The sequence below is a fragment of the Pleurocapsa sp. PCC 7327 genome, assembly GCF_000317025.1.
Classification (GTDB): Bacteria; Cyanobacteriota; Cyanobacteriia; order Cyanobacteriales; family Microcystaceae; genus Hydrococcus.
Map to the genome: position 1 here is coordinate 1648800 of NC_019689.1, position 21738 is coordinate 1670537.

The 21738-nt window shown below is 47.2% G+C and carries 16 protein-coding genes and 3 pseudogenes; 8 read left to right on the top strand and 11 right to left on the bottom strand.

Annotated features, from left to right (window positions below; translation table 11 throughout):
* Window position 1 precedes the first annotated feature (1 nt).
* From rimK to PLE7327_RS07410, 3 genes are all read right to left on the bottom strand, one after another.
* Window positions 2-907, bottom strand: a complete 906-nt coding sequence (gene rimK, locus PLE7327_RS07400; protein WP_015143234.1) for a 30S ribosomal protein S6--L-glutamate ligase — start codon at window positions 905-907, stop codon at window positions 2-4.
* 191 nt (window positions 908-1098) lie between these two features.
* A complete protein-coding gene (locus tag PLE7327_RS07405) occupies window positions 1099-3735 on the bottom strand; it encodes a TIGR03960 family B12-binding radical SAM protein (RefSeq protein WP_015143235.1) in 2637 nt (878 codons plus the stop codon).
* Between the two features lie 108 nt (window positions 3736-3843).
* Complete coding sequence (locus PLE7327_RS07410; protein ID WP_015143236.1) at window positions 3844-4194, bottom strand: STAS domain-containing protein; 351 nt, start codon at window positions 4192-4194, stop codon at window positions 3844-3846.
* Window positions 4195-4624: 430 nt separating this feature from the next.
* On the opposite strand from PLE7327_RS07410, the pseudogene PLE7327_RS26410 reads away from it, so the two are divergent.
* Window positions 4625-4826 (top strand): annotated as a pseudogene (locus tag PLE7327_RS26410) (hypothetical protein).
* A gap of 750 nt (window positions 4827-5576) precedes the next feature.
* Here PLE7327_RS26410 and PLE7327_RS07415 read toward each other — a convergent pair.
* Entirely contained in the window at window positions 5577-6059 is a 483-nt protein-coding gene (locus PLE7327_RS07415; RefSeq protein WP_051036397.1) for a helix-turn-helix domain-containing protein, read from the bottom strand.
* Window positions 6060-6390: 331 nt separating this feature from the next.
* Here PLE7327_RS07415 and PLE7327_RS07420 point away from each other — a divergent pair.
* From PLE7327_RS07420 to nadA, 7 genes and pseudogenes are all read left to right on the top strand, one after another.
* Window positions 6391-7068: pseudogene (locus PLE7327_RS07420) on the top strand (SDR family oxidoreductase).
* A 227-nt stretch (window positions 7069-7295) separates the two neighbouring features.
* Window positions 7296-8330: a permease gene (locus PLE7327_RS07425; protein WP_015143238.1), complete on the top strand. Its 1035-nt coding sequence runs from the start codon at window positions 7296-7298 to the stop codon at window positions 8328-8330.
* A gap of 194 nt (window positions 8331-8524) precedes the next feature.
* Complete coding sequence (locus PLE7327_RS07430) at window positions 8525-9328, top strand: TIGR03943 family protein (protein ID WP_186005391.1); 804 nt, start codon at window positions 8525-8527, stop codon at window positions 9326-9328.
* A 139-nt stretch (window positions 9329-9467) separates the two neighbouring features.
* Window positions 9468-9737 carry a 30S ribosomal protein S15 gene (rpsO, locus tag PLE7327_RS07435; protein ID WP_015143240.1) on the top strand — a complete coding sequence of 90 codons (270 nt, stop codon included), beginning with the start codon at window positions 9468-9470 and terminating at the stop codon, window positions 9735-9737.
* An 18-nt stretch (window positions 9738-9755) separates the two neighbouring features.
* Complete coding sequence (locus PLE7327_RS07440; RefSeq protein WP_041391934.1) at window positions 9756-10229, top strand: PAM68 family protein; 474 nt, start codon at window positions 9756-9758, stop codon at window positions 10227-10229.
* Between the two features lie 141 nt (window positions 10230-10370).
* Window positions 10371-11429, top strand: coding sequence for a 3-deoxy-7-phosphoheptulonate synthase (gene aroF, locus PLE7327_RS07445; protein WP_015143242.1), 1059 nt, complete (start codon window positions 10371-10373; stop codon window positions 11427-11429).
* Window positions 11430-11691: 262 nt separating this feature from the next.
* Window positions 11692-12666 carry a quinolinate synthase NadA gene (gene nadA, locus PLE7327_RS07450; protein ID WP_015143243.1) on the top strand — a complete coding sequence of 325 codons (975 nt, stop codon included), beginning with the start codon at window positions 11692-11694 and terminating at the stop codon, window positions 12664-12666.
* Between the two features lie 244 nt (window positions 12667-12910).
* Here the strand turns inward: nadA and PLE7327_RS07455 are convergent, their stop codons facing one another.
* The 7 genes and pseudogenes from PLE7327_RS07455 to PLE7327_RS07480 form a co-directional block, all read right to left on the bottom strand.
* Window positions 12911-13453 carry a chemotaxis protein CheW gene (locus PLE7327_RS07455; protein WP_015143244.1) on the bottom strand — a complete coding sequence of 181 codons (543 nt, stop codon included), beginning with the start codon at window positions 13451-13453 and terminating at the stop codon, window positions 12911-12913.
* A gap of 124 nt (window positions 13454-13577) precedes the next feature.
* Window positions 13578-16637, bottom strand: coding sequence for a hybrid sensor histidine kinase/response regulator (locus PLE7327_RS07460; protein WP_015143245.1), 3060 nt, complete (start codon window positions 16635-16637; stop codon window positions 13578-13580).
* Window positions 16638-16701: 64 nt separating this feature from the next.
* Window positions 16702-19074, bottom strand: coding sequence for a methyl-accepting chemotaxis protein (locus tag PLE7327_RS07465; RefSeq protein ID WP_015143246.1), 2373 nt, complete (start codon window positions 19072-19074; stop codon window positions 16702-16704).
* Window positions 19075-19123: 49 nt separating this feature from the next.
* Complete coding sequence (locus PLE7327_RS07470; RefSeq protein ID WP_015143247.1) at window positions 19124-19624, bottom strand: chemotaxis protein CheW; 501 nt, start codon at window positions 19622-19624, stop codon at window positions 19124-19126.
* 166 nt (window positions 19625-19790) lie between these two features.
* Window positions 19791-20153: a response regulator transcription factor gene (locus tag PLE7327_RS07475; protein WP_015143248.1), complete on the bottom strand. Its 363-nt coding sequence runs from the start codon at window positions 20151-20153 to the stop codon at window positions 19791-19793.
* Window positions 20154-20248: 95 nt separating this feature from the next.
* Window positions 20249-20371 (bottom strand): annotated as a pseudogene (locus tag PLE7327_RS26415) (response regulator); the annotation flags it as partial.
* A complete protein-coding gene (locus PLE7327_RS07480) occupies window positions 20368-21603 on the bottom strand; it encodes a HEAT repeat domain-containing protein (protein ID WP_051036520.1) in 1236 nt (411 codons plus the stop codon). The gene PLE7327_RS07480 and the pseudogene PLE7327_RS26415, both read right to left, overlap by 4 nt.
* Window positions 21604-21738: the final 135 nt, after the last annotated feature.

Consider the following 21738-nt stretch of genomic DNA (forward strand, 5'->3'; position numbering starts at 1 on the left):
ATTAATATTGAATGCGATCGCGCGGCGCTCCGTTAGTCGCTTTTTTGGCCACAAATTCAATAATTTTTCCCGCTACGTCTAATCCCGTTGCTGTTTCAATTCCTTCCAATCCCGGCGAAGAATTCACTTCGATTACCACCGGACCGCGATCGGAACGGAGCAAATCTACCCCTGCAACGCTCAATCCCATCGCTTTGGCTGCTCGAACTGCGGTACTGCGTTCTTCTGGGGTTAATTTAATTTTCTCGGCTTTGCCGCCTCTATGCAGGTTAGAGCGAAATTCGCCTTCTGCTCCCTCGCGTTTCATGGCAGCAATAACTTTACCCCCGACCACAAAACAGCGAAGATCGGTACTTGCAGCTTCTTTGATGTACTCCTGAACTAAAATATTGGCATCCAACCCGCGAAAGGCTTCGATAACCGACTTTGCCGCTTGATGGGTTTCGGCGAGAACTACCCCAATCCCCTGTGTTCCTTCTAGGAGTTTAATCACCACGGGCGCACCGCCAACGGTTTTGATTAAACCATCAATATCTTGGGTGTCGTGGGCAAATCCCGTCACGGGTAAGCCAATTCCTTCGCGAGCCAGAATTTGCAAGCAACGAAGTTTATCGCGCGATCGCGAAATTGCTTGGGATTCATTGGCACTAAAAACTCCCATCACCTCGAACTGTCGCACTACAGCGGTTCCATAAAAGGTTCTCGACGCAGCAATGCGCGGAATGATGGCATCAAAATTCTCCAAGGGCCGACCATTGTAAACAACCATCGGTTTGTGGGCGGTAATGTTCATATAGCAACGTAGGTAATTAATCACCCGCATGTCGTGCCCTTGGGCTTCTCCAGCTTCTTTAAGTCGTCGCGTCGAGTAGAGAGAGGCATCCTGGGATAGGATTGCAATTTTCATATTGTTTATAAAGGCAGAGAGCACGGGAGCAGGGGAAGTCGGAAGTCAGAAGTTGGGGAGACTGGGAGAGTGTGGAGAGAGTGGGGAGAAAACTAACTACTAACCACAAACTACTAACAACTGACCAAATAATTACGAATTACGAATTACGAATTACGAATTATTTGAGTCCCCAATCTAAAATCCTTTCATCAAAAATCGCCAAACATCATCTGCTGGCGGTGGACGTGCAATAAGTGTAACTCTTGCCCAGAAACTCGTTCGAGCATGTAAACGACGTGTTCTGGTTGTAGAAGCGTTCCGTCATTGCGGCAACTCCCCACGTAACGCAAAACGACAGGCTGTTCGGTTGTATTTTCTTGGGATTCGAGGGTTAATTCAAACAAGCGATCGCGCAAATTTACTACGGTTTTCTTTCCAGATTTGCTCGTTTTTTCCCAAACAATCTCCTTTAAAGCCAGAATCGTATCGAGCCAACGTTGCCATTGTTCTATGGAAACTGGCTCGACTGCGCCGACTTTAATAAAATATTCGGCTTTCTCTAGCAATCCCGTTGCCGCTGGCGATTGCACGCTCACTTCTTCAATTCGATAGACTGGGATGTCCGCTGGTAATTGAGCGACCAATTTTTGACGAAACGCTTCTATGTCCATGCGATCGGTCAATTCAAAATCGACAATCTCCCCACTGCTAGTAACTCCCAGAGGCAGGGCATTAGCAATAGAAATCCTCGGCCCTGGATGATAGCCTCCGGTAAAGGAAATCGGCAATGCTGCGCGACGTACAGCGCGATCGAACAGGCGTACTAAATCCAGATGACTCACTAATGCCATATCGCCTTGCTTGCCAAACCAGACGCGGAATCGCTGAACTCGATTTTGGTTGGGTTGGAAATGTCCGCTAAATTGGGGAATCGGCGGCGGTTCGACGACAACATTATGTCCGAAATCTACTCCGCAGATACCGCAATGAGAACAGCCATCGAAGGAACAATCGGGAACGATCGCAGCTTCCAGCGCCTTCTGTAAGTCTTCTTTAAGCCACTTTTTATCGATCCCCGTATTGATATGATCCCACGGCAAAGGCGCATCAAAGGGATTTTGGATTTTGGATTCTGTCTGCTGTACAAGCGCAAAACCTTGTGCCTCTACTTCTGGCTGCTCAAAAACATTCCACTCGCCCTTTTCGATTTGGCGATACTTCCAGGTCAATCCCGATTCGGCAATGGCTACCTCCCAAGCGGCAAAGGCTTTCTCAGTATTTTCCCACCAGGCATCCATTCCGGCTCCGAGTTCCCAGGCGCGACGGATGACAGCGGCTAAGCGTCTGTCTCCCCGTCCTAAAAAGTCCTCCATTGCCGAGATGCGCACGTCGGTGTAATTGACTTTTACGCCTTTCATGCGGCTGAATTCCTGGCGCAAAAGTTCTTGCTTGCGGATCGATTCAGCGGTGGAGACAGAATGCCATTGGAAAGGGGTGTGAGGTTTGGGAGTGAAGTTAGAAATCGTGATGTTGAAGTCGAGGCGCTTTCTTCCATTAAGGCGACATTCTCTCCTCAACCAACGGACGGTTTCGGCAATACCGATGACATCGACATCGGTTTCGCCCGGCAAGCCGATCATAAAATAGAGTTTTACCTTATCCCACCCTTGCTCGACGGCGGTTTTGACTCCTCGCAGCAATTCTTCGTTGGTGAGTCCTTTGTTAATGACATCTCGCATTCGTTGGGTGCCTGCTTCTGGGGCAAAGGTTAGCCCCGATTGCCGCGTACCGCCGACGATATTGGCAATATTTTCGTCAAAGCGATCGACCCGTTGGCTGGGCAGGGAGAGGGATATATTTTCGTTTTTGAGGCGATTTTTAACTTCTATCCCGACAGCTGGCAGGGCGAGATAGTCGGAACAACTGAGGGAGAGGAGAGAAAATTCATTGTAACCCGTGGCGCGGATTCCCTTTTCGATCGCGCCGATAACCGCTTCGGGTTCTACGTCTCTTGCCGGACGAGTCAGCATTCCGGGCTGGCAAAAGCGACACCCGCGAGTACACCCGCGACGAATTTCTACGGTCAGGCGATCGTGAACGGTTTCTACGTAGGGAACCAAACCGATAGAATAGGCTGGCATAGGAGTTGCTACTCGCCGCAAGATTCTTTGGGGTACGTCGGGACGGTTGGGACGAACCGAACCATCTTCCGCGGCATCGTAAAATCGGGGAACGTAAACGCCGGGGACTTGCGCCAAATCTAGGAGCAATTCTTCTTTGCTCAATCGGGCTGCTTTGCCTTCTTCGATGACGAGACCGATTTCTGGCAGGAGTTCTTCTCCGTCGCCGAGGGCGATAAAATCGAAGAAGTCGGCGTAAGGTTCGGGGTTGGAAGTTGCCGTCTGTCCCCCGGCAAACACGAGTGGATAGTCGCCTGTTGCTCGTTCTTGCCAGGTGAGAGGGATCCCTGCCAGAGCGAGCATTTCTAAAATATTGGTAGCGCCGAGTTCGTAGCTGAGGCTAAAACCGAGAATATCGAATTCAATGAGAAGTCGTCGAGATTCTAGGGCGAATAGAGGAATTTTATCCGATCGCAATCTAGCAGCGAAGTCGGGGGCGGGTAGGTAAGCGCGATCGCACAGTTGTCTCGGTTGGGCATTCAAAATGTTGTAGAGAATGATATGCCCTAAGTTGGATGCCCCCACTTCATAGACTTCTGGATAGGTTAAGACCCAACGAACGTTAGCGCTTTCCCAGGGCTTGTGTATGGCTCCCAATTCATTGCCTAGGTAGCGAGCAGGTTTGGAAATATCGGGTGTTAGAATCTTCTCAATTGCAACCGCCACAACTAAAAACCTCCGGTATTGAGCTTGGCACTAATGCTCGGCTTCTCTAATATACCGGATGTTTTCGCGCGCGATCGCCTTCGTCGGCGATCGCCTAGCTTCAAAAACTTAAACGGCTACGGGCTTGTCTAGAGTTTTCTCAAAAGCATGATGATTTTCAAAGATCTCGAATACTCTATCCAACTGCGTTAGCTCAAAAATAATGCGCACTGAGGGAGCTAACGAGCAAAGGCTGAATCGCTTCCCTTGACTTTGAGTCAGTCGAAAAGCCGTTACTATTGCCATCAAACCAGCACTGTCGAGAAACTCAACGCGACTCATATCGACCAAAAAGACAGAATAAGCTTGAGAGGTTACTGCTGTTGTAAGTGCCTGTTTAAACTCATCAACGTTAGCAGCCGTAATATAACCGCTGGGTTCAAAGGTTGCCACGCTAGAATAAACTAAAGCATTTTTCATGATTTCACCTTGTCTAAAATTTGCCTCGACGATCCAGAGTCAAATGATAATTAGTTAGTCGAAAAATTTTCGGTAAGTATTGCTGATTATCAATTCGTTATTTTTCCAGAAAGTTAACCTAACATAATCCGAGCGTTTGGGCAACTTGTTGGTCTAGGATTTTCTCTTTTGACAAGAGAGTACTTGTTCGTCAAAAAGACGTTAAGTGTCCTTAAAGCTAACATAGTATTTGTCCGTTTCATTTTCAATCAATCGCAAGATAGATAGTGCTCTAGCATTTTATCGATATTTTCTTAAAAAAAAGTAAAGAAAGTTACCAAAATTTGGCTTGCTTTTAACTGAGGCATAGAGAATTCAAAGCTTGTGACCGATTATTATTGCCAAAAAATTAGACTAGCGATATTTTTCTAAGGTAGTCAAAAATGAATTGATGTCAAGAACGCTAGTTACAAACTATCGTGGAAACCACACATATAATTGGCAACTTGTAGAACAAGACCTGCCCATAAAGCGGCTAACTCCTGAATAGAAAATGCTATTAACTACGAGCTAACTCGCTTGGGTTAGACTCTGATGTAGATTACGAGACTTTAGAGTTACTTATGAGTGAGATGGATGCTAGTCGCATCTAAATTGTTCCCAATTCATAGGTTGTTGCTTACAGATTGTCCTAAAAATATAAAATGTCGAAGATACTCCGCCAATTGAGCAGCTCCGCCGGCTTCGACTTCGTCATGTTGAGCTAGCGGTAGCGAAGCGAACTATCTTATAGCAGTTTTCAGTTAGATTTTAATCTTTGCTGGTGCGTTTTCATTTTGCGATCGCTTGGTTAGTTTTATGTTAGCGAATTGTACGTGTAGTGTTTGACTTGCTCGCGCTCGCGTCTATTTAACTTACCTCCATCGGTGGGCTGAGTTATGGTATTTACATTGCCGCTACCATTTTTTCTTAAATCTTACTTTGCAGTTTGATTCTCATACATTAATTCATTCGAGATAATGGCTTAAAAAAGAAATATTAAAAATTTATATAAGGCTTGTAGGGACGTAGTCAAACTACGCCTTTCCCAAATTGGTAAGACTTCTTTAATTTTTGAAGACAGACGTTAAAGATTGTATGTTTACTCATCTGAATACTTAACCTGAAAATACAGTAAAGATTAGGTTTACAAAGTCTATCGGAGCCTTTGTAACTAAGACACAATATAGAGTTGCCAGAGCTTTTTAGCAATTTTTTGCTTGAGAAATTTTATTTTGACAGGATGAGATCGTGCGTTCTGGCAACTGTTGTTGTGTCTTGACTAAATCTTGACCGTTCCAGATAAATATAGTTGAGAATTTTAGGATCGAAGTCGCGAGCGGCTACTATCGCGAGTCGGATTGCTAGGCGCAGACACAAGATCTGCTCGTTCTTCCCAAATTTTTTCTACCTACGGATAAATTAATTTTTTCTTTCCGTAAGATGTTTCTAATTTGCGAACCACTTAAGGTGATCCCGGTTGATTGCGCCAGGTGTTCTGCCAGGCGATCGCCACTCCAGCGAGTAAATTGATAGCCCAACTCTCTGGGATCTTTGGCGATGGTTTCCATTAATAACTCCATGTATTCTTCCGTAACCTTACGATAGTTACCTTTTGTACGCTTGTCCCTCAGACTTTCGATGTCCTCTGGATCGCCATGAACGCACCAATAGGCTACAGTCCGGTAAGAACAGCCGAGAAATTCAGCAATTTCTTGATAGGTTTTTCCTTCGTTTCTCAAAAGCAGCATCAAGATTCGCTGAATAAAATTCGAGCAATCATTTTCTTTTAATGCCTTGAGTAACTTTTCTTTTTGACCGATCGTTAGGAATCTTTTACTTGACATGAAACGTAGCATGAAAAAATGACAATCTAACCTCGTTAATTTTGATTTTATGCGATTATTATTGGTAATGGAGTCTCTTCATAAAATCTTCACTGAAATACTATCCGAAACGTTCTCCTAAATGCTATGTAGGAGCGCGGCTTTAAGGTATTTCTATGCAAATTAAGGTAATTAACTATAATACTATCTTCAAATTTCACCAAACCTTTACAAATTTCTTTATTGAAACTTCATAATTCTTGGCAAATTCCGTCTTCTGAATTTTATTGGTGGGGACAAACTGCTAATGTAAAAAATATGGCGGATATGAAAATAAAAACAATCAATAAAAATGACAAGGAAAACTAACATTTTTATTGCGGGAGCAAGTCGCGGAGTCGGCGGAGAAATCGCTCTTTGTGCTATCGAAAAGAATTGCCGAGTAAAAGCTTTGCTTCGTTCGGAAGAATCGCGATCGCAATTAGAGGCAATGGGCATTGACGTGGTTATAGGAGATGCTTTGGATATAGTAGCAGTGGAAGCAGCCATACAAGAAAGCAAACCGATAGAAGCAGTTACCAGTACGATTGGCGGATTGCCTAAAGACGGTATCAGAGCCGATTATTTGGGCAATAAAAATCTTATCGATGCTGCCGTCAAGGCAAAGGTGAGTAAATTTATTTTGATTTCGTCAATTGGTAGCGGAGAGAGCGCTTCTGCCTTACCCCCACAAGTAATGGAAGCGTTGGCAGCCGTTTTAGCAGAAAAAGAAAAGGCAGAACAACATCTGATAAATAGCGGACTGACCTACACCATTATTCGACCTGGCGGATTAAAATCGGAACCCCCAACCGGAAACGGGATTTTAACCGAAAACTACTAGGTTTCTGGAACGATTCATCGAGCTGATGTAGCCCAGTTAGCTTGTAAGTGCCTTTTTTCCGATGCGGCTAACAATAAAATCCTCTCCGCTATCGACCGCAATATGATGTACGCTCAGGAGGAAATCGAGGAGCTATCAATAGACTAACGGAAATAAGGTATATTAATAGCTTATCTTTTCTAGAGCGAAAGTAGCTCGACGAAGGCGCGATAGATTTTTTTTAACGATGGGAGGATACAGCAGAGAAGCGACTCCTAGCGACTAACAACTAACTAGCATGAATAAAGGCAAAACCTTGCCGTGACCTGTTGACTTATCTAGAACCTTTTGATTTTAACTTGCCGTCTAAATTAGGAACGCCCGCATAGGCAGCCATGACCGTACAAATTTACAGCGCTTTTACTCTATTTTTGAGTCTTCTAGTCGAAGCAATTCCTTTCCTGTTGTTAGGAGTTCTGCTCTCTAGCGCGCTGCTATTTTTTATCGACGAGCGCCAACTGGTAGCGAGGTTACCTCGCCATCCCTTTTTGGGGGCGTTCGTTGGAAGTTGCGTCGGCTTTTTCTTTCCCGTGTGTGAATGCGGTAACGTTCCGGTGGCACGCCGATTGTTAATGCAGGGAATGCCGACTTCGGTAGCGATTGGTTTTCTCCTAGCGGCACCGACGATCAATCCCATTGTCATTTGGTCAACTTGGGTGGCTTTTCGAGATCGCCCAGAAATTGTCGTTTTTAGAGTGTTGGGTTCCTTGGCAATTGCTACGATTATTGGCTGCCTTTTTAGCCTGCAACAAGACCCGCGACCAATGTTACAATCCGCACTAGCCAAGCGCGTTAATCTGCTGATGTCTCGTTCCCTAGAAGTTAAACCAGCCGCGCAGCGATCGCCAGAAATGCCCTCACTCTTGCAATCGGGAACGTTTCTCCTCAACAAATCGGGTCAACCAATCCGAATGGACGATGCCGTAGCACTAGCGGCTGTTGCACTCAATCGCCCGATTCCTTTGGAAAAGCGTTTGCGTCCGTTTCTCGATAATGCCATTCAGGAACTGCGGGAGTTGGGCGGAATATTAATTTTCGGAAGCGCGATTGCGGCTTGCGTTCAAGTTTTCGTGCCCCGCGAGGTCATTCTCGACCTCGGACAAGACGTTATTAGTTCGATCGCGGCGATGATGGTTTTAGCTGGGATAGTCTCGATTTGCTCGACGGTCGATTCTTTTTTTGCCCTGTCTTTTGCTTCTACTTTTACCACCAGTTCGCTACTAGCATTTTTGGTGTTTGGACCGACGATCGACATCAAGGGTATTGGCTTAATGTTGTCGATTTTCCAACCTAGAATTATCTTTTATTTATTTGCTTTAGTAGCGCAGCTCACCTTCCTGTTCGCCTTGTTTCACAGTTATTTCTTTTAGAAGGCACAAGGAAGGAGTTCGAGAGGGGGACTCCGAGACGGGAAGAAGGGGAGACAATTAACGACTAACCACTGTACGGGCGTTTTTTTGACAATAAGTGTTGGGAAATTGCTAGCGTTTTTAGATAAACCCGCCCCTACTAACTAATCCAAAATCCTTTCATCCAAAATCCAAAGATGAGTCAACAATCCACTATCCAAAATCCAAAATCGAAAATTTTTCTGCCCTGGTTGGACGTTTTAGCGCTGTTGGCATGGGGAGGGTTGTTACTTAGGTATTGGATAACCGGGCAACTCAGGCTATTGATTCACCCGAATTATTTTTGGTTGGTCTTGGTGACTGGCATTGCGCTGTTAATTCTCGGCGCTTTGAAGGGCGGACAGCTTTTGGCAGATTGGCGCAAGCGAGGCAATAACTTCCAAGAAAGAGAAACGGTACAGCACATTACACTATTACCTCCCGGTGTAGGAAGCGGCGTATTAGTGGCGACGGCTTTGGCAGGGTTTGCGATCGCGCCGACGGTATTGACTTCCCAAGCGGCACTGCAACGGGGAGTTACCGAGTCTTTGCCGATAACGCGATCGCAACCTCAATCTTTTCGCGCGACGACTAGACCAGAAGAGCGATCGATTGTCGATTGGATTAGAACCCTCAATGCCTATCCCGAACCCGATGCTTACGCCGGACAACCAGTCAAAGTCACTGGATTTGTCGTCCACCTGCCCCACCTGAGCGACAATTATTTATTAATTAGCCGTTTTATTATTACTTGCTGCGCCGTAGATGCCTATCCCGTCGGTCTTCCCGTCAAGCTGGAGTCGAGTCGCAATAACTATCCGCCCGACACCTGGCTAGAAATTGAAGGGGAAATGATGGTAGAAACCTTACCCCAGCACGAGCAAACGATGAAAGAAACAACCGCTCAAAAACGCCAACTGGTTATCGCAGCAAAATCCCTCAAAAAAATTCCTACGCCAGCCGATCCTTATAGTTATTAACATCAATTGAGTAAGTTAGCTTATTTATAACTCGTTACTACAATTGGCAGTCAGGAATTAGCTCCTTTTATTCGCTCTAATGAAAGTGTTACTATAAGAGGTTGCAATATTTATAAAGAGATTAGTCTACCTTAACCCTATGGCTTTAACTCAACAGCGAAAACAAGAACTGATGACCGAATACCAAGCTCACGAAACCGATACGGGTTCGGCAGACCTACAAGTTGCTTTACTGACGGAGCGCATCAATCAACTCAATAGCCATCTCCAGGTGAATCCCAAAGATCATGCCTCTCGGCGGGGACTACTTAAAATGATCGGTCGTCGTAAAAGTCTGTTAGCTTATATTCAAAACAAAGATTTTAATCGCTATCAGACACTAATTAATCGTCTGGGCATCCGTCGTTAAATCCTATGGATAGTTGTTATGTCTTCTAAATCTTCGCGGGAGCGGATGGCGTTTGAACCTCGCCAAAAAAAGAAAAGAGCTAACAAGCAACCTCCCGTACAGTCTCAGAAAGAACCTATAAAAGAGCGAAGCACGACTCGCCAAAAAGCTGCCTCAATGGCTATTCCTGATGTAGTCAGCAAACGAATGGTACGTCGCATGGCTTTCTTTTGTGGCATTCCTACGGGATTGGGAATGTCATCTTTCTTTATCTTTTACTGGATTGTTAGTAACGAATGGTTGAAAATCCCCGCATCAGTTGTGGGGATTACCAGTTTAGGCTTGTTTGGCTTAGGAGTGTTGGGATTGAGTTACGGCATTCTTTCGGCTTCTTGGGATGAAGGTAGAGTGGGTAGTTGGTTCGGCTGGGGAGAGTTCAAGAGCAACTTTGGGCGAATGATGACTGCTTGGCAGGCGGCTAGAGAGGCGAGCAAAAAAGCGAAAGAAAATTAGGTAATTCCAAATTTCTAAGGGCAAAAAGGGGAAAATTATTAGGGGAGAGTTTCTCCCCATTCTTTTGCGCTTTCATAAGAAGCCAAACTATTGAATTTTATTAACCAATCACCTAGATAGCGATCGCTAAGGAACGCAAACATGATAGTAGTCATGAAAGTAGGTTCCCCAGAAACTGAAATCGAGCGAGTTAGCCAAGAATTAACAGACTGGGGTCTGACACCTGAAAAAATCGTTGGCAAACACAAAGTTGTCATCGGTCTAGTTGGCGAAACGGCTGCTTTAGATCCGTTGCGCATTCAAGAACTCAGCCCTTGGATCGAACACGTCCTGCGGGTCGAACAACCTTTTAAGCGAGCCAGCTTGGAATTCCGTCACGGAGAACCCAGCGAGGTCATCGTTTCGACTCCTAGTGGTTTGGTGCCTTTTGGTCGCAACCATCCCGTAGTTCTGATAGCGGGTCCGTGTTCGGTAGAAAACGAAGAAATGATCGTCGAAACCGCTATGCGGGTCAAGGCGGCTGGCGCTCAATTTCTGCGCGGTGGGGCTTACAAACCTCGTACTTCTCCCTATGCTTTCCAAGGTCACGGAGAAAGCGCCTTGGGCTTGCTCGCAGCAGCTAGGGAAGCTAGCGGATTGGGCATTATTACGGAAGTGATGGATGCTGCCGATTTGGAAAAGATCGCAGAAGTAGCCGATGTCATTCAAGTCGGCGCAAGAAATATGCAGAATTTTGCGCTGCTCAAAAAAGTGGGTGCCCAGGAGAAACCCGTATTGCTCAAGCGAGGCATGTCAGCAACGATAGAAGAATGGCTAATGGCAGCCGAGTATATTCTGGCGGCTGGCAATCCCAACGTGATTTTGTGCGAGCGAGGCATTCGTACCTTCGATCGCGACTACACTCGCAACACCCTAGATTTAGCCGTCCTGCCCGTTCTCCACTCTCTAACCCACTTGCCAGTAACCATCGATCCGAGTCACGGCACGGGTAAGTCTGAGTACGTTCCGGCAATGTCAATGGCTGCGATCGCAGCAGGAGCGGATGCTCTCATGATCGAGGTTCATCCCAACCCTGCCAAAGCCCTCTCCGACGGACCCCAATCTTTAACGCCAGAGCGATTCGATCGCCTCGTTCAAGAGCTGTCAGTCATCGGCAAAGCCGTCAATCGCTGGTCTCAACCCGCAGTTGCTCTTGCTTAAAATCGAAGGTTCTTGAGTAGCGCTTTGACACCAAAGCGTTACTACAAGGGTTCTATCGGAAGACCCCGCTCTTTCTGCTATTCCCCCTCTCCTAGAAGGAGAGGGGATTAAAGCGTAAGGGACGAAGGAACTCGCGTTCATCAAGAACCAATAACAAAATGCTGAATGAAGATTGGCTATTTTGGTAAAATCGACTATAATATTATGGTAATACTTACTATAATTTTGCCAAGCTATCTCATCTTAGGAGTTACCCGTTATTGTGTTCGCAACTGTAAAACCTCAAGCAAAGCTAACAACTAAAACCCTTCCCGACGATCTATTTACAGCAATTAACGAACTCAAGCGGGAGTTAAACGCTGTTATTCTAGCTCACTATTACCAAGATCCCGACATCCAAGATATTGCTGACTACATCGGCGATTCTCTCGGCCTTTCTCAGCAGGCGGCTGCAACTAATGCAGAGGTCATCGTTTTTGCTGGCGTTCACTTCATGGCAGAAACCGCCAAAATATTAAATCCCGACAAACTCGTCCTCTTGCCAGATTTAAATGCAGGTTGTTCTCTTGCCGATAGCTGTCCCCCCAAAGAATTCGCTGCCTTTAAAGCTGCTCGTCCCGACCATCTAGTCATCTCCTACATCAATTGCAGCGCCGAAATTAAGGCGATGAGCGACATCATTTGCACCAGTTCCAACGCCGTCAAAATAGTCAGCCAGATTCCCGAAGATAAACCGATTATTTTTGCCCCCGATCGCAATTTAGGTCGCTACGTGATGGAGCAAACCGGACGAAACCTAGTCTTGTGGCAAGGTAGCTGTATCGTACACGAGACCTTTTCTGAAAAGAAAATCGTCCAGCTAAAAATGGCATATCCCGACGCAGAAATCGTTGCCCACCCCGAATGCGAACCGCCAGTACTGCGTCACGCCAGCTATATCGGTTCGACCACAGCCCTATTAAAATACTGTCTCAATAGTCCTAGCAAGACATTTATCGTTGCCACCGAACCAGGAATCATTCACCAAATGCAAAAAGAAGCACCTCACAAACGCTTCATTCCCGCGCCAGCAACCAACAACTGTGCCTGCAACGAATGTCCTCACATGCGCCTCAATACCTTAGAAAAGCTGTATTTAGCGATGAAAAATAGATCGCCAAGAATCGAGATTCTAGAGGAGATTCGAGAGGCAGCTTGGCGTCCGATCCAAAGAATGCTGGAATTGTCTGCTTCATAAACCATGGCGAGGCCTACCAGCTAAAACTCATCGGTTATGAGTACAGAAGTCTATTTATACCAATTCGCCGACGTTCCTCCACTTCGGGGGAGTCCGCGTCGGTTCGCAATTAGTCAGCAGCCCTCTGTGTAAGGAGTTTTCATTGAGCATCTGTAGCGTTCTTTTTTAGAAATAGTATTACTACGATCGAGCGATTTTTGTTCGACATTGGGAATCTCTCACGAGTCAAGTGCGAATACGTAGCCTATAAGCCTACAATTTGTTGAGGCTCGGCGAGTTGATTGGCTTCGAGCAAAAAGAGCGGTGGATGGTCGCTTAGTTGGATCGTCGTCGAACTGATACAGCGAATGTTACCTTGAGCCATGTAAGTTTTGGGGATGGGAGTAAAAGCCGATTCAGGCACCCGACGCATAGCAGGTGTAGAATCGACGGGCAGTCCAACAATTTCTCCGCTGTTGCTTTGAACGAGCAACATAAAACGAGGTTCGCTTACCTCCCCGACGACAGAAGATAAAGAATGCTTGCGTTCTCCTGCAACGGACGAAGTTTCTCCAAAGATTCGTCGAGCGACATCGACGACAATTATCTCTTGACCCTGATAGTTAGTAAGGCTAATCCCCGTTCCTTGAGGATCGCCATACACTTTGCCCATTTGGATGACCTTTTGTACGGCATAAATGGGCAGAGCGAACCATTCTTGACGGAGACGGAAAGTAATGAATTGTCTGGTTTTTTCTGCTTGACGGGCGGCAGTGCGCCGAGAACGAACGGGAGAGTAGATAGCCATAGTATGACACACAGAAGAGGAAGGCAAGGGAGCGTAGGAAGTGCAGGGAGATGGGGAGATGGGGAGACAATTAACGATTAACCACTAACTACTAACTACTAACTAATCCCCAATCATCAATCACTTATTTCAGGGCGAGTTGTTTTTGGGTTAACTGTTCGATAGTTTTTAGTAGTTCTGGCTCTCTAAATGGCTTGGAAAAGTAAGCTGACGCGCCTAGATTGATTGCCAGTTGACGGTGCTTCTCGCCACTGCGAGAAGTCAGCATAATGACCGGGAGCTGTTGGCAGTTAGGATCGGATTTGAGGTGAGCCAAAAAGCCGTAACCGTCCAGACGAGGCATTTCGATATCGCTCACGACTGCCTGAACGACTAGCCCGCCTTTGAGTTTTTCTAGGGCATCTTGACCGTCTTTGGCTTGTTCGACGCGGTAGCCTGCTTTTTCTAGGGTGAGAGCCAAAAAGCGACGAACGTTGATCGAATCGTCTACTACCAAAATGGTATTCTTTTGGATGGCATCGGCTGAGCCAGATTCCACAGCATTTAGGGCATTGACCAGACCTTGAGAACGCTGGCTCGCATCCGAATTGTCTATCCAGCGCAAGAGCGCGATCGCATCTACCAGAGGAACAACTCGACCGTCGCCCAAAATAGTACAGCCGCTAAACCCCGGCGGCATGGCTAAGTGACCTTCTACTTGACGAATGGTAACTTCTTGTTCTCCCCAGTAGCGATCGACCAAAATACCGACGAAATCCTCTCCTTGAGCGATTAATAACACGGTTTGGTCGTCGATGACAGGAATCGCCTCCGTATCGGCGATGCGATGGGAACGAGAAAACTGGAACCATTGACTGAGGCGAATCAGCGGCACCATCGCTCCTTCCCAGTTCAACACTTCCTTGCCAACCGTTTGCAGGATATCCTCCGACCGCAGGCGCAGCATTTCTTCAATGGAACTGGTGGGGAAAGCGAGAAGCATTTCGCCGCTTTCGACTAATAGCACCCGCACGACAGACAGAGTAAAGGGAACGGTAATGGTAAAAGTCGTCCCGACACCCAGTTCGGTATCGACTTGAATGTCACCGCGAATTTGTTTCAGGTTATTGCGCACTACGTCCATCCCCACGCCGCGACCAGATAGATCCGTCACTTTCTCGGCGGTGCTAAAACCGGGCATGAAAATCAGCTCCAGCAAATCGTTTTTGGTAGCAGCTTTGAGATCGGATTCATCTAGACCCATTTTGAGAGCCTTAGCACGAATTTTGTCGAGATCGATACCGCGACCGTCGTCGCGAATAGTAATAACCGTCTGGTTGCCTCGATAGGCAGCACCGATTTCAATAATGCCTTTTTCGAGCTTACCTGCTGCTCGGCGTGTGGCGGGATCTTCAATGCCATGGTCGAAAGCATTGCGGAACAAGTGCAGAAGCGGATCGTTGAGAGCTTCGAGAATGATACGGTCGATTAGCGTTCCTCCGCCTCTGATCTTCAGTTCTACCTGTTTACCATACTTTAGCTCCATTTCTCGCAACGCTCTAGGGAAACGCCCCAGCAAATCGGCGATGGGACGCATCCGCAGTTGGGTAATATTGCTCTGCATCAGTTTGGAAGTACGATTCAGGTCGCGAGCAGACCTTTCGGTTTCTTCCAGATTGGTTTGCAGGTCGCTGGTGACTTCTTGGATTTGTACCATCGCCTCCATAATTTCCTGCGATACTAGGTGCAGCTCGCTGTAGCGATCCATCTCCAGAATGTCAAAGTCCTGCGTAGTAGAGCTGACAGCTCCGACGCTGAGTTGGGGGACTAGCGGAGCGTTAGCGATTTGGGTAGTGGCAACCCTGTCGTAGGCTGTACGCAGGCGGAAGTTGGATTGCTCCAGTCCACGCACTCTTTGGCTCAACAGCCGCAGCAAATCCCGCAAGCGTCTGAGGTACAAGTCAAGTCCGTTGCGTTCGATAGTCAATTCCCCGAACAGGTTGCTAAGTTGGTCGAGTTGGCGAACGGCAATCCGAATCGTGTTTTCGTCAACCTTTTCGCTGGCAGTAGCCTTTGTCTGAGCTGGAAATGACGGCGGAACGGAGGATTTGGCTGCGCCCGCTGTTTTGTTGGTTCCGTTTTTGAGAGGGGAAGTTGGGGAAGAAAGATTTTCTTCGTTTTTTGTCTTCTGTTCGTTGTCCTCCAAGGCAGGGGTACTAACGGCAAGACTATCTAAGGACTCTAAGAAATCCTGCGCATCTTGGCTAAAGTCGTCTGTCGAGCGATAATCGTTCGCTTCTAATTCTTCTAACGATTCTAAAGCTTCCGCAGCTAGAGCAGCGTCTTCAAGTGTTTCAAACTCTTCAAACTTACAGAAGGATTCTGCCCCGTCTATTTTAGGAGCCGGGATTGCTTCTGCTTGGGCTGGGAGGGCATTGAGAGTTGCCAAATTCAATTGTGCCGGAATAGCTGAAGTCTGTCCGACGAAGACCATGGCTTGAGATCGCCGCCATTCTTGCAGGGCTAGTTGCGCGATCGCTTTGGCTTGCGCTGGATTGGCTTCTAAGTGCCCGATGACCGACTGGCATAGACTGCTAAAGGCTTTTAGCTCTAGCATTTCTCCCAAACCGCCCAATTCTTGAGCGGTAATAGTGAACTCTTCGACCAAACAAGGTTGGTTGGGATTTTCCAAGACTGATTCGAGTCGCTGGAGACAGCCCTCTACTTCTGTCTCGAATAGCAACACGGTCATGTCTTCCCCCGCTTCTTCAGACAGGAGAGCGGCGGCATCTTCTTGAGTGGGTTCGCCCAGGCGATCGCGCAGGTAGTCGATGAGGGGATTGGTATTCTCCTCCAGCCACGCCTGGTCAACATCGATGCCTTGACGGTTGAAATTGGCTATCTGCCGGAGGCGATCGACGCTGGAGAGCAGGGAGCTTTCCACATCGCCATCGACTTGTGCCCTGCCGACTTTGAGAACTTTGAAAAAATCCTCCAAGCGGTGTGCTAGCCGAGAGAGGTTGTGGAAGCCCATCATTGCAGCGCCCCCCTTGATCGAATGGGCGGCACGCAGAATGCCATCAATTTCCTGGCGATCGACTCCGCGAATCCCAATCCCGATTAGTCCCGTCTCGATAGTATCCAGGTACTCTTGCGCTTCTCCTAAAAACTGGAGTTTGACTTCTTGTTCTTTATCTACTGCCACGATCTAATCCCTCTCAGCTCAATACCGATTACAGATGGATGATTCTTGTTGTTAGGATTCGGGCTTAAGCAACCTTAAACGTACCGACGGACTCTTGAAGTTGTCTAGCGATCTCTACCGTTTCTTGCAAAGAACTGGATACCTGACGAGAGGAATTGGAAGTTCGCTCGGACACTTTAGCAATCTCTTGCATCAGCTTGGTTACCGTTTTCGAGGTATTAGCTTGAGAAACGGTCGCTTGGGAGATAGACTGGAGCAATTGGTCGATCTGACGAGAGACTTCTACGATTTTTCCCAGGCTTTGTTTGGTTTTTTCTACCAGGCGCGTTCCTTGAACGACCTGCGCGGTACCGACTTCCATCGCTTCAACCACGTCAGCGGTTTCTTGCTGAATTGCTTCTACAATTTGCTCGATTTCTTTAGCTGCCGTCGCCGACTGTGCTGCCAACTGACCGACTTCTTCGGCAACCACCGCGAAGCCTCGACCTTCTTCCCCGGCTCGTGCTGCCTCAATAGAGGCGTTAATAGCAAGCAAATTGGTTTGTAGGGCAATCTGGTTAATCAACGAAACTGCTTTAGAAATCTGTTGCGACGATTCCCCAAGTCGCTTAACCTTCTTGGCAGTTTCCGCAACGGTTTCGCGCAACTGCACGATACTGCTTACCGTCTGCTCCATCGCTTCTCCGCCTGTTTCGGCAGTGGTCGAAGCAGTACGAGCGACTTCAGCCGCCGTTCTAGCGTTATTTGCCACCTCTTGAATCGTGTTGGTCATCTCTTCAATGGAGTTGAGAGTTTGACTAATTTGGGTAGCTTGTTTGAGCGCTTCGTCTGCTAGTTCGCGGATCGAACCTTCATTAGTGCCGACGGATTCGTTTACTTGGGTAGCGGCTTGTTTTACCTGAGCGACAATATCTCGCAAACTTTCAACAATGGAGTTGAATACGTCAGCCACGATGCCGACTTCACCCGCCGTGATTTGTGCCCGTACTGTCAAGTCTCCTTGAGAAGCACCGCCCACGTCAGTGAGGAACTGAAGCAATTCTTGCTGAAGTGCTTGGGAGCGCTGGCGTTCTCTTTCCGCCGCTTCTGCTTGCGCTCGTGCGATCGCGGCTTGGTTTTCCAATTCCCGTTGGGCAGCTTCCTGTCGTTCGTTCAAAAGCGTTTGAATCTGTTCTGCCATCAAGTTAATGTTAGAACCGAGTTCGGCAAGTTCGTCTTGCCCGCTGACGGCAATGCGGGTGTCGAACTTGCCTTGACCGAGTTTCTTAACAGCATCGGTAGATTCGAGAATCGGGCGAGTGGCTCGGTTTGCCAGGAATGCCGCGATCGCGCCGATTAGGATAGCCGTTACGATAGTACCTGTTGCCAGAGCGAGCAGGAGTTGTCTTTGAGGAGCGAAGGCGATTTGGGTGTCAATGGCGACGATAGTATCCCAGTTTAGCTCTGGCAATCCTTCCAGTTTCGCCAAGGGGACATAGGCAAACAGTTGTTCGGCGTTGTCCAATCGATCGATACCGACGGCAGTCCCTACCTTCTTTTCTGCTTTGAGTTGAGCCAGAACGGGCAAATCATCCTTAGCCACTCTGCCTACCTGTTCTTGTTCTGTGGCGAGGAAGAATTTACCGGAAGCATCGACTAGGTGATATTCTTCCCCTGCTTCGCCGAATTTTTTGACGATCTCTTCGAGCGACTCGATGGGCATACGGCTGATGACGCTCGCGATGGTTTGACCCGTGACGGCATCTTTTACGGGTGCAGCAAAGTGAATAGCAATTTTTCCTGTAGATTTGGAAGCTTCTGGCTGACTAATGGCGGGTCGATCCGTTTTCAGAACTTGCTGGAAATACTCTCGATCGCTTTGATTGCCAATGGCTTGACCGCTAGATTTAACGATTGGGTTGCCCTTGAGGTCGAAGACGGTAATGCTGTCGTACACTCCATAAATTTTTAGCATGTTATCTAAAACTGCCTCTTTTTCTTGAAGCGTAGTTACTTCCCGTACTTTGGGATTGGCAAGAATCGGTAGTTTAGCCAGTACTTGAATGTCTCCGTACCGTTCAAACATTAAGCGGTTGATCTTGTCTGACAAATTGACGGCAAAAGATCGTTCGGTTTGCGTAATTTGTCGGGTAATCGATTGGTTAGCTAACTGATAGGCGACCGTCCCGATCCCCAAAACTGGTATCGTACCGATCGCAATCGCCAGGAGGGCGGCTTTGGTTCTCAAACCCATTCTCTGCCACCAAGAACCCGTCTTGAATGACTGGGAACCATCTTGACTCAAGACAAGCGCAGGTTTTTCATTGACTTCGCCTCGATCGCCTATTCCATTATCGGAGATCTCGATCGCGCTATCCGAGTCTGGGATAACCGAGTCGACATTAACCAGATCTTTCTTTTGTTCGATGGAGTTTTTGGGATTATTAGTTGTAGTCATGACAAATACCTCAAAAAATACAAACTTAGATAAGTAAATTTTTTATTGGTTAGCGATTAGCATTTAAGGCGGTAGAATTGAGAATTGCTTCGGGATCTAAAACCAGCAGGATTTCCCGCTCTTGGGGAACCAATCCTTGTAGATAGGGGGTCAAACCGGGAGCAACCGTCCCAATGGGCGACTGGATAGCTTCGGGAAGAAAGCGGGTGACGCCTCTGACTGTCAAGACGGCTAGAGCAAGAGCCATATTGCCCGATCGCGCGATCGTGATGTTGTACTGCTGCGTATCTGAGGGGAGCATTGGCATCTCCAACAGTTGTGGCAAATCCACGACCCAGTAGACGCGGCTGCGTTGGTTGAGAAGCCCCAGCACGCAGTAAGGCATATTGGGCATAAAGGTGAGGCGGCTGCTGGGAACGATTAACACTTCTTGGGCAGCATCCATAGATAGGGCTGCCTGGGTTTTGGCATCGAGTTGAAATTTTAGATAAGCTTGACCGACAGCTTTTTGCGATCGGTTGGATTGCAGGTTGAGGGTTGATAGATTCATCGGTTTAAGCCACCACAGTCGGTCGTTCGGAGGGGGATTTCGTAGTGCAGGCGCCCTGCCCGCGAGCGGGACGTTGGCGTGGAGCGCAGTCAGAGGGATTTTTTTTAAGAATACGGGAGCCAGCCGTATGGAAGTCCTTCTGACTCCTGTATTCGGACTTCTGTTATTACACCGCAACCGATTTGACGGCTTTGACCAGTTCTTCTTTGGTGAAAGGCTTGGTCACGTAAGCGTCAGCGCCTTGCTTCATTGCCCACATGCGATCGAGGTCTTGGTTTTTTGAGGTGCAAACGACAATGGGCAGCTTCTGGGTAGCCGGGTTTTTCTTGAGAGTGCGACACAACTCCAGACCGCTCATTCCGGGCATGACTACATCCGTCACTACGACATCGGGCTTTTGCTGCTCGGCTTTGGTCATAGCGTCTTTGGCATCGCTGGTAGTAATAACGCTATAGCCGCTCTCGCGCAAATAGTTGCAAATTAACTCCATTTCGGAAAAAGTATCTTCCACTACTAAAACTGTAGGCATTGCCATTATCCTCGTAACGAAAACTAAACAACTCCCAAAAATAATGCAATTTTGGTTACTGATAATATTCCCATCTTTCTTGAAAAACTAACACTTTAGGTCAAATAGCGAAAAACTATTTTGACTAATTCAGTTGAAGTGAAAGGTTTAGTAAGATAGTCAGTTGCACTCGCGACTCTCGCTTTGGCTCGATCGAGCAAACCACTATTGCCCGTCACCGTAGATTAAGGATTTCAGGTTGAGCCAAATCTTCACAATTTAATAAGATGGAAGGATCTGGGAATTTCTTAAGGGCTGCGATCGCGTGCAATTTGACAGTGCGATCGCTATCTTCTGCTAAATTGAGTAACAGTTCGATTGCTTCCGTTTGTCCTAGTTCTCCGAGAGACATTGCCAAAGCTTGCTCGATCTGGGGTTGCTGTACGGCAGGTTTTTGCGAATGAAAAAATTCAATCAGAATTTGAGTAGCTTTGCCTTTTAATTCTGCCGATTCCTTGCGTCCCAATACCGTAACAATTTCCTGACAAACTTCAACATCGCCTAAGCGCAATCCTTGCTGTAAATACGTCAAAGCTTGACGTGTTTCGATCCAACTCAATGCTCTTACAAGGGTAAGTTTCAAGACAACAGGCGTAGCAGGGGATTTAAGGACAAGAAATAACGCTTGCGCCGCCTCGTCAGTTCCTATGCGTCCTAGAGCCATGGCTGCCTGCTGACAGACTTCCAGATTAAGATCGTAGAGGAGTGGTTTGAGAAGCTCGACTAAGTCGAACTGAGAACCTATCTGGATGCACATTCCCAGCGAGATCGCGGCTTCTTTTCTCACGCTTGAGGCAGGATCTTTTAAAGCTTTTATTAGTACTGGCAAGATGCATTCATCGTGGAAGCTCCCTAACGCTTCGATCGCGATCGCGCGAATTTCAGGATTTGGATCGTTGACGACTTCGAGCAATGGTTCGATAATATCAGAGCGCCGGATCTGAGCGAGCGCTCGTACTGCTAAAAGTCGAGTTTCTGGTTCTTTTAGCAAACCGATCAGTGCTTGAATGGCTGAAGACCCAATTTTGGCAAGCGCCTGGGATGCTACGAGCGATAATTCTTCTTCTTCGGTTTGCTCGATCGATTTAACTAAAGCGACAATACAACTAGGTTCGTCAAATTCACTCAAAATCCGCGCCGCAAACCAACGGGTTTCTAGGTCAGTCGTTTCGTTTTCGAGAATTGTAATTAAAGGCGCGATCGCTTCACTCCCCAGTTTTGGGAAAAGCTTAGCTACTTCCCAACGTTGATGGAAATCGCTCTCTTTTAGCACCTGCAAGGCTAAATCTATGACCTGCTTTCGTTCGCTTTTGTTTAAAGGCGATAATAAGAGTTGCTGCAAGCATTGGTTAACTGACGCCCAATTGTCTTCTTGAATAGCCGCGATCGCATTTTGTAAAATCTTTTGCATTTTTGAGAGTTTTTGCATAGCGTTAGTCGAGCTAATCAAAGCTTTCAGCCGCTCAACTTGAAATTAACTTACTTTTAATTGTGGAAACTAGGCTCTCAGAAAGCAACTTATTATGTTAAAAGCGCATTAAAAATA

Coding starts and splice junctions, on each gene's coding strand:
- PLE7327_RS07440 (WP_041391934.1), top strand. CDS start 9,756: ATGTCTTCTAAATCTTCGCGGGAGCGGATGGCGTTTGAACCTCGCCAA.
- rimK (WP_015143234.1), bottom strand. CDS start 907: ATGAAAATTGCAATCCTATCCCAGGATGCCTCTCTCTACTCGACGCGA.
- PLE7327_RS07410 (WP_015143236.1), bottom strand. CDS start 4,194: ATGAAAAATGCTTTAGTTTATTCTAGCGTGGCAACCTTTGAACCCAGC.
- PLE7327_RS07475 (WP_015143248.1), bottom strand. CDS start 20,153: ATGCCTACAGTTTTAGTAGTGGAAGATACTTTTTCCGAAATGGAGTTA.
- PLE7327_RS07465 (WP_015143246.1), bottom strand. CDS start 19,074: ATGACTACAACTAATAATCCCAAAAACTCCATCGAACAAAAGAAAGAT.
- rpsO (WP_015143240.1), top strand. CDS start 9,468: ATGGCTTTAACTCAACAGCGAAAACAAGAACTGATGACCGAATACCAA.
- PLE7327_RS07480 (WP_051036520.1), bottom strand. CDS start 21,603: ATGCAAAAGATTTTACAAAATGCGATCGCGGCTATTCAAGAAGACAAT.
- PLE7327_RS07470 (WP_015143247.1), bottom strand. CDS start 19,624: ATGAATCTATCAACCCTCAACCTGCAATCCAACCGATCGCAAAAAGCT.
- PLE7327_RS07425 (WP_015143238.1), top strand. CDS start 7,296: ATGACCGTACAAATTTACAGCGCTTTTACTCTATTTTTGAGTCTTCTA.
- PLE7327_RS07455 (WP_015143244.1), bottom strand. CDS start 13,453: ATGGCTATCTACTCTCCCGTTCGTTCTCGGCGCACTGCCGCCCGTCAA.
- PLE7327_RS07415 (WP_051036397.1), bottom strand. CDS start 6,059: ATGTCAAGTAAAAGATTCCTAACGATCGGTCAAAAAGAAAAGTTACTC.
- aroF (WP_015143242.1), top strand. CDS start 10,371: ATGATAGTAGTCATGAAAGTAGGTTCCCCAGAAACTGAAATCGAGCGA.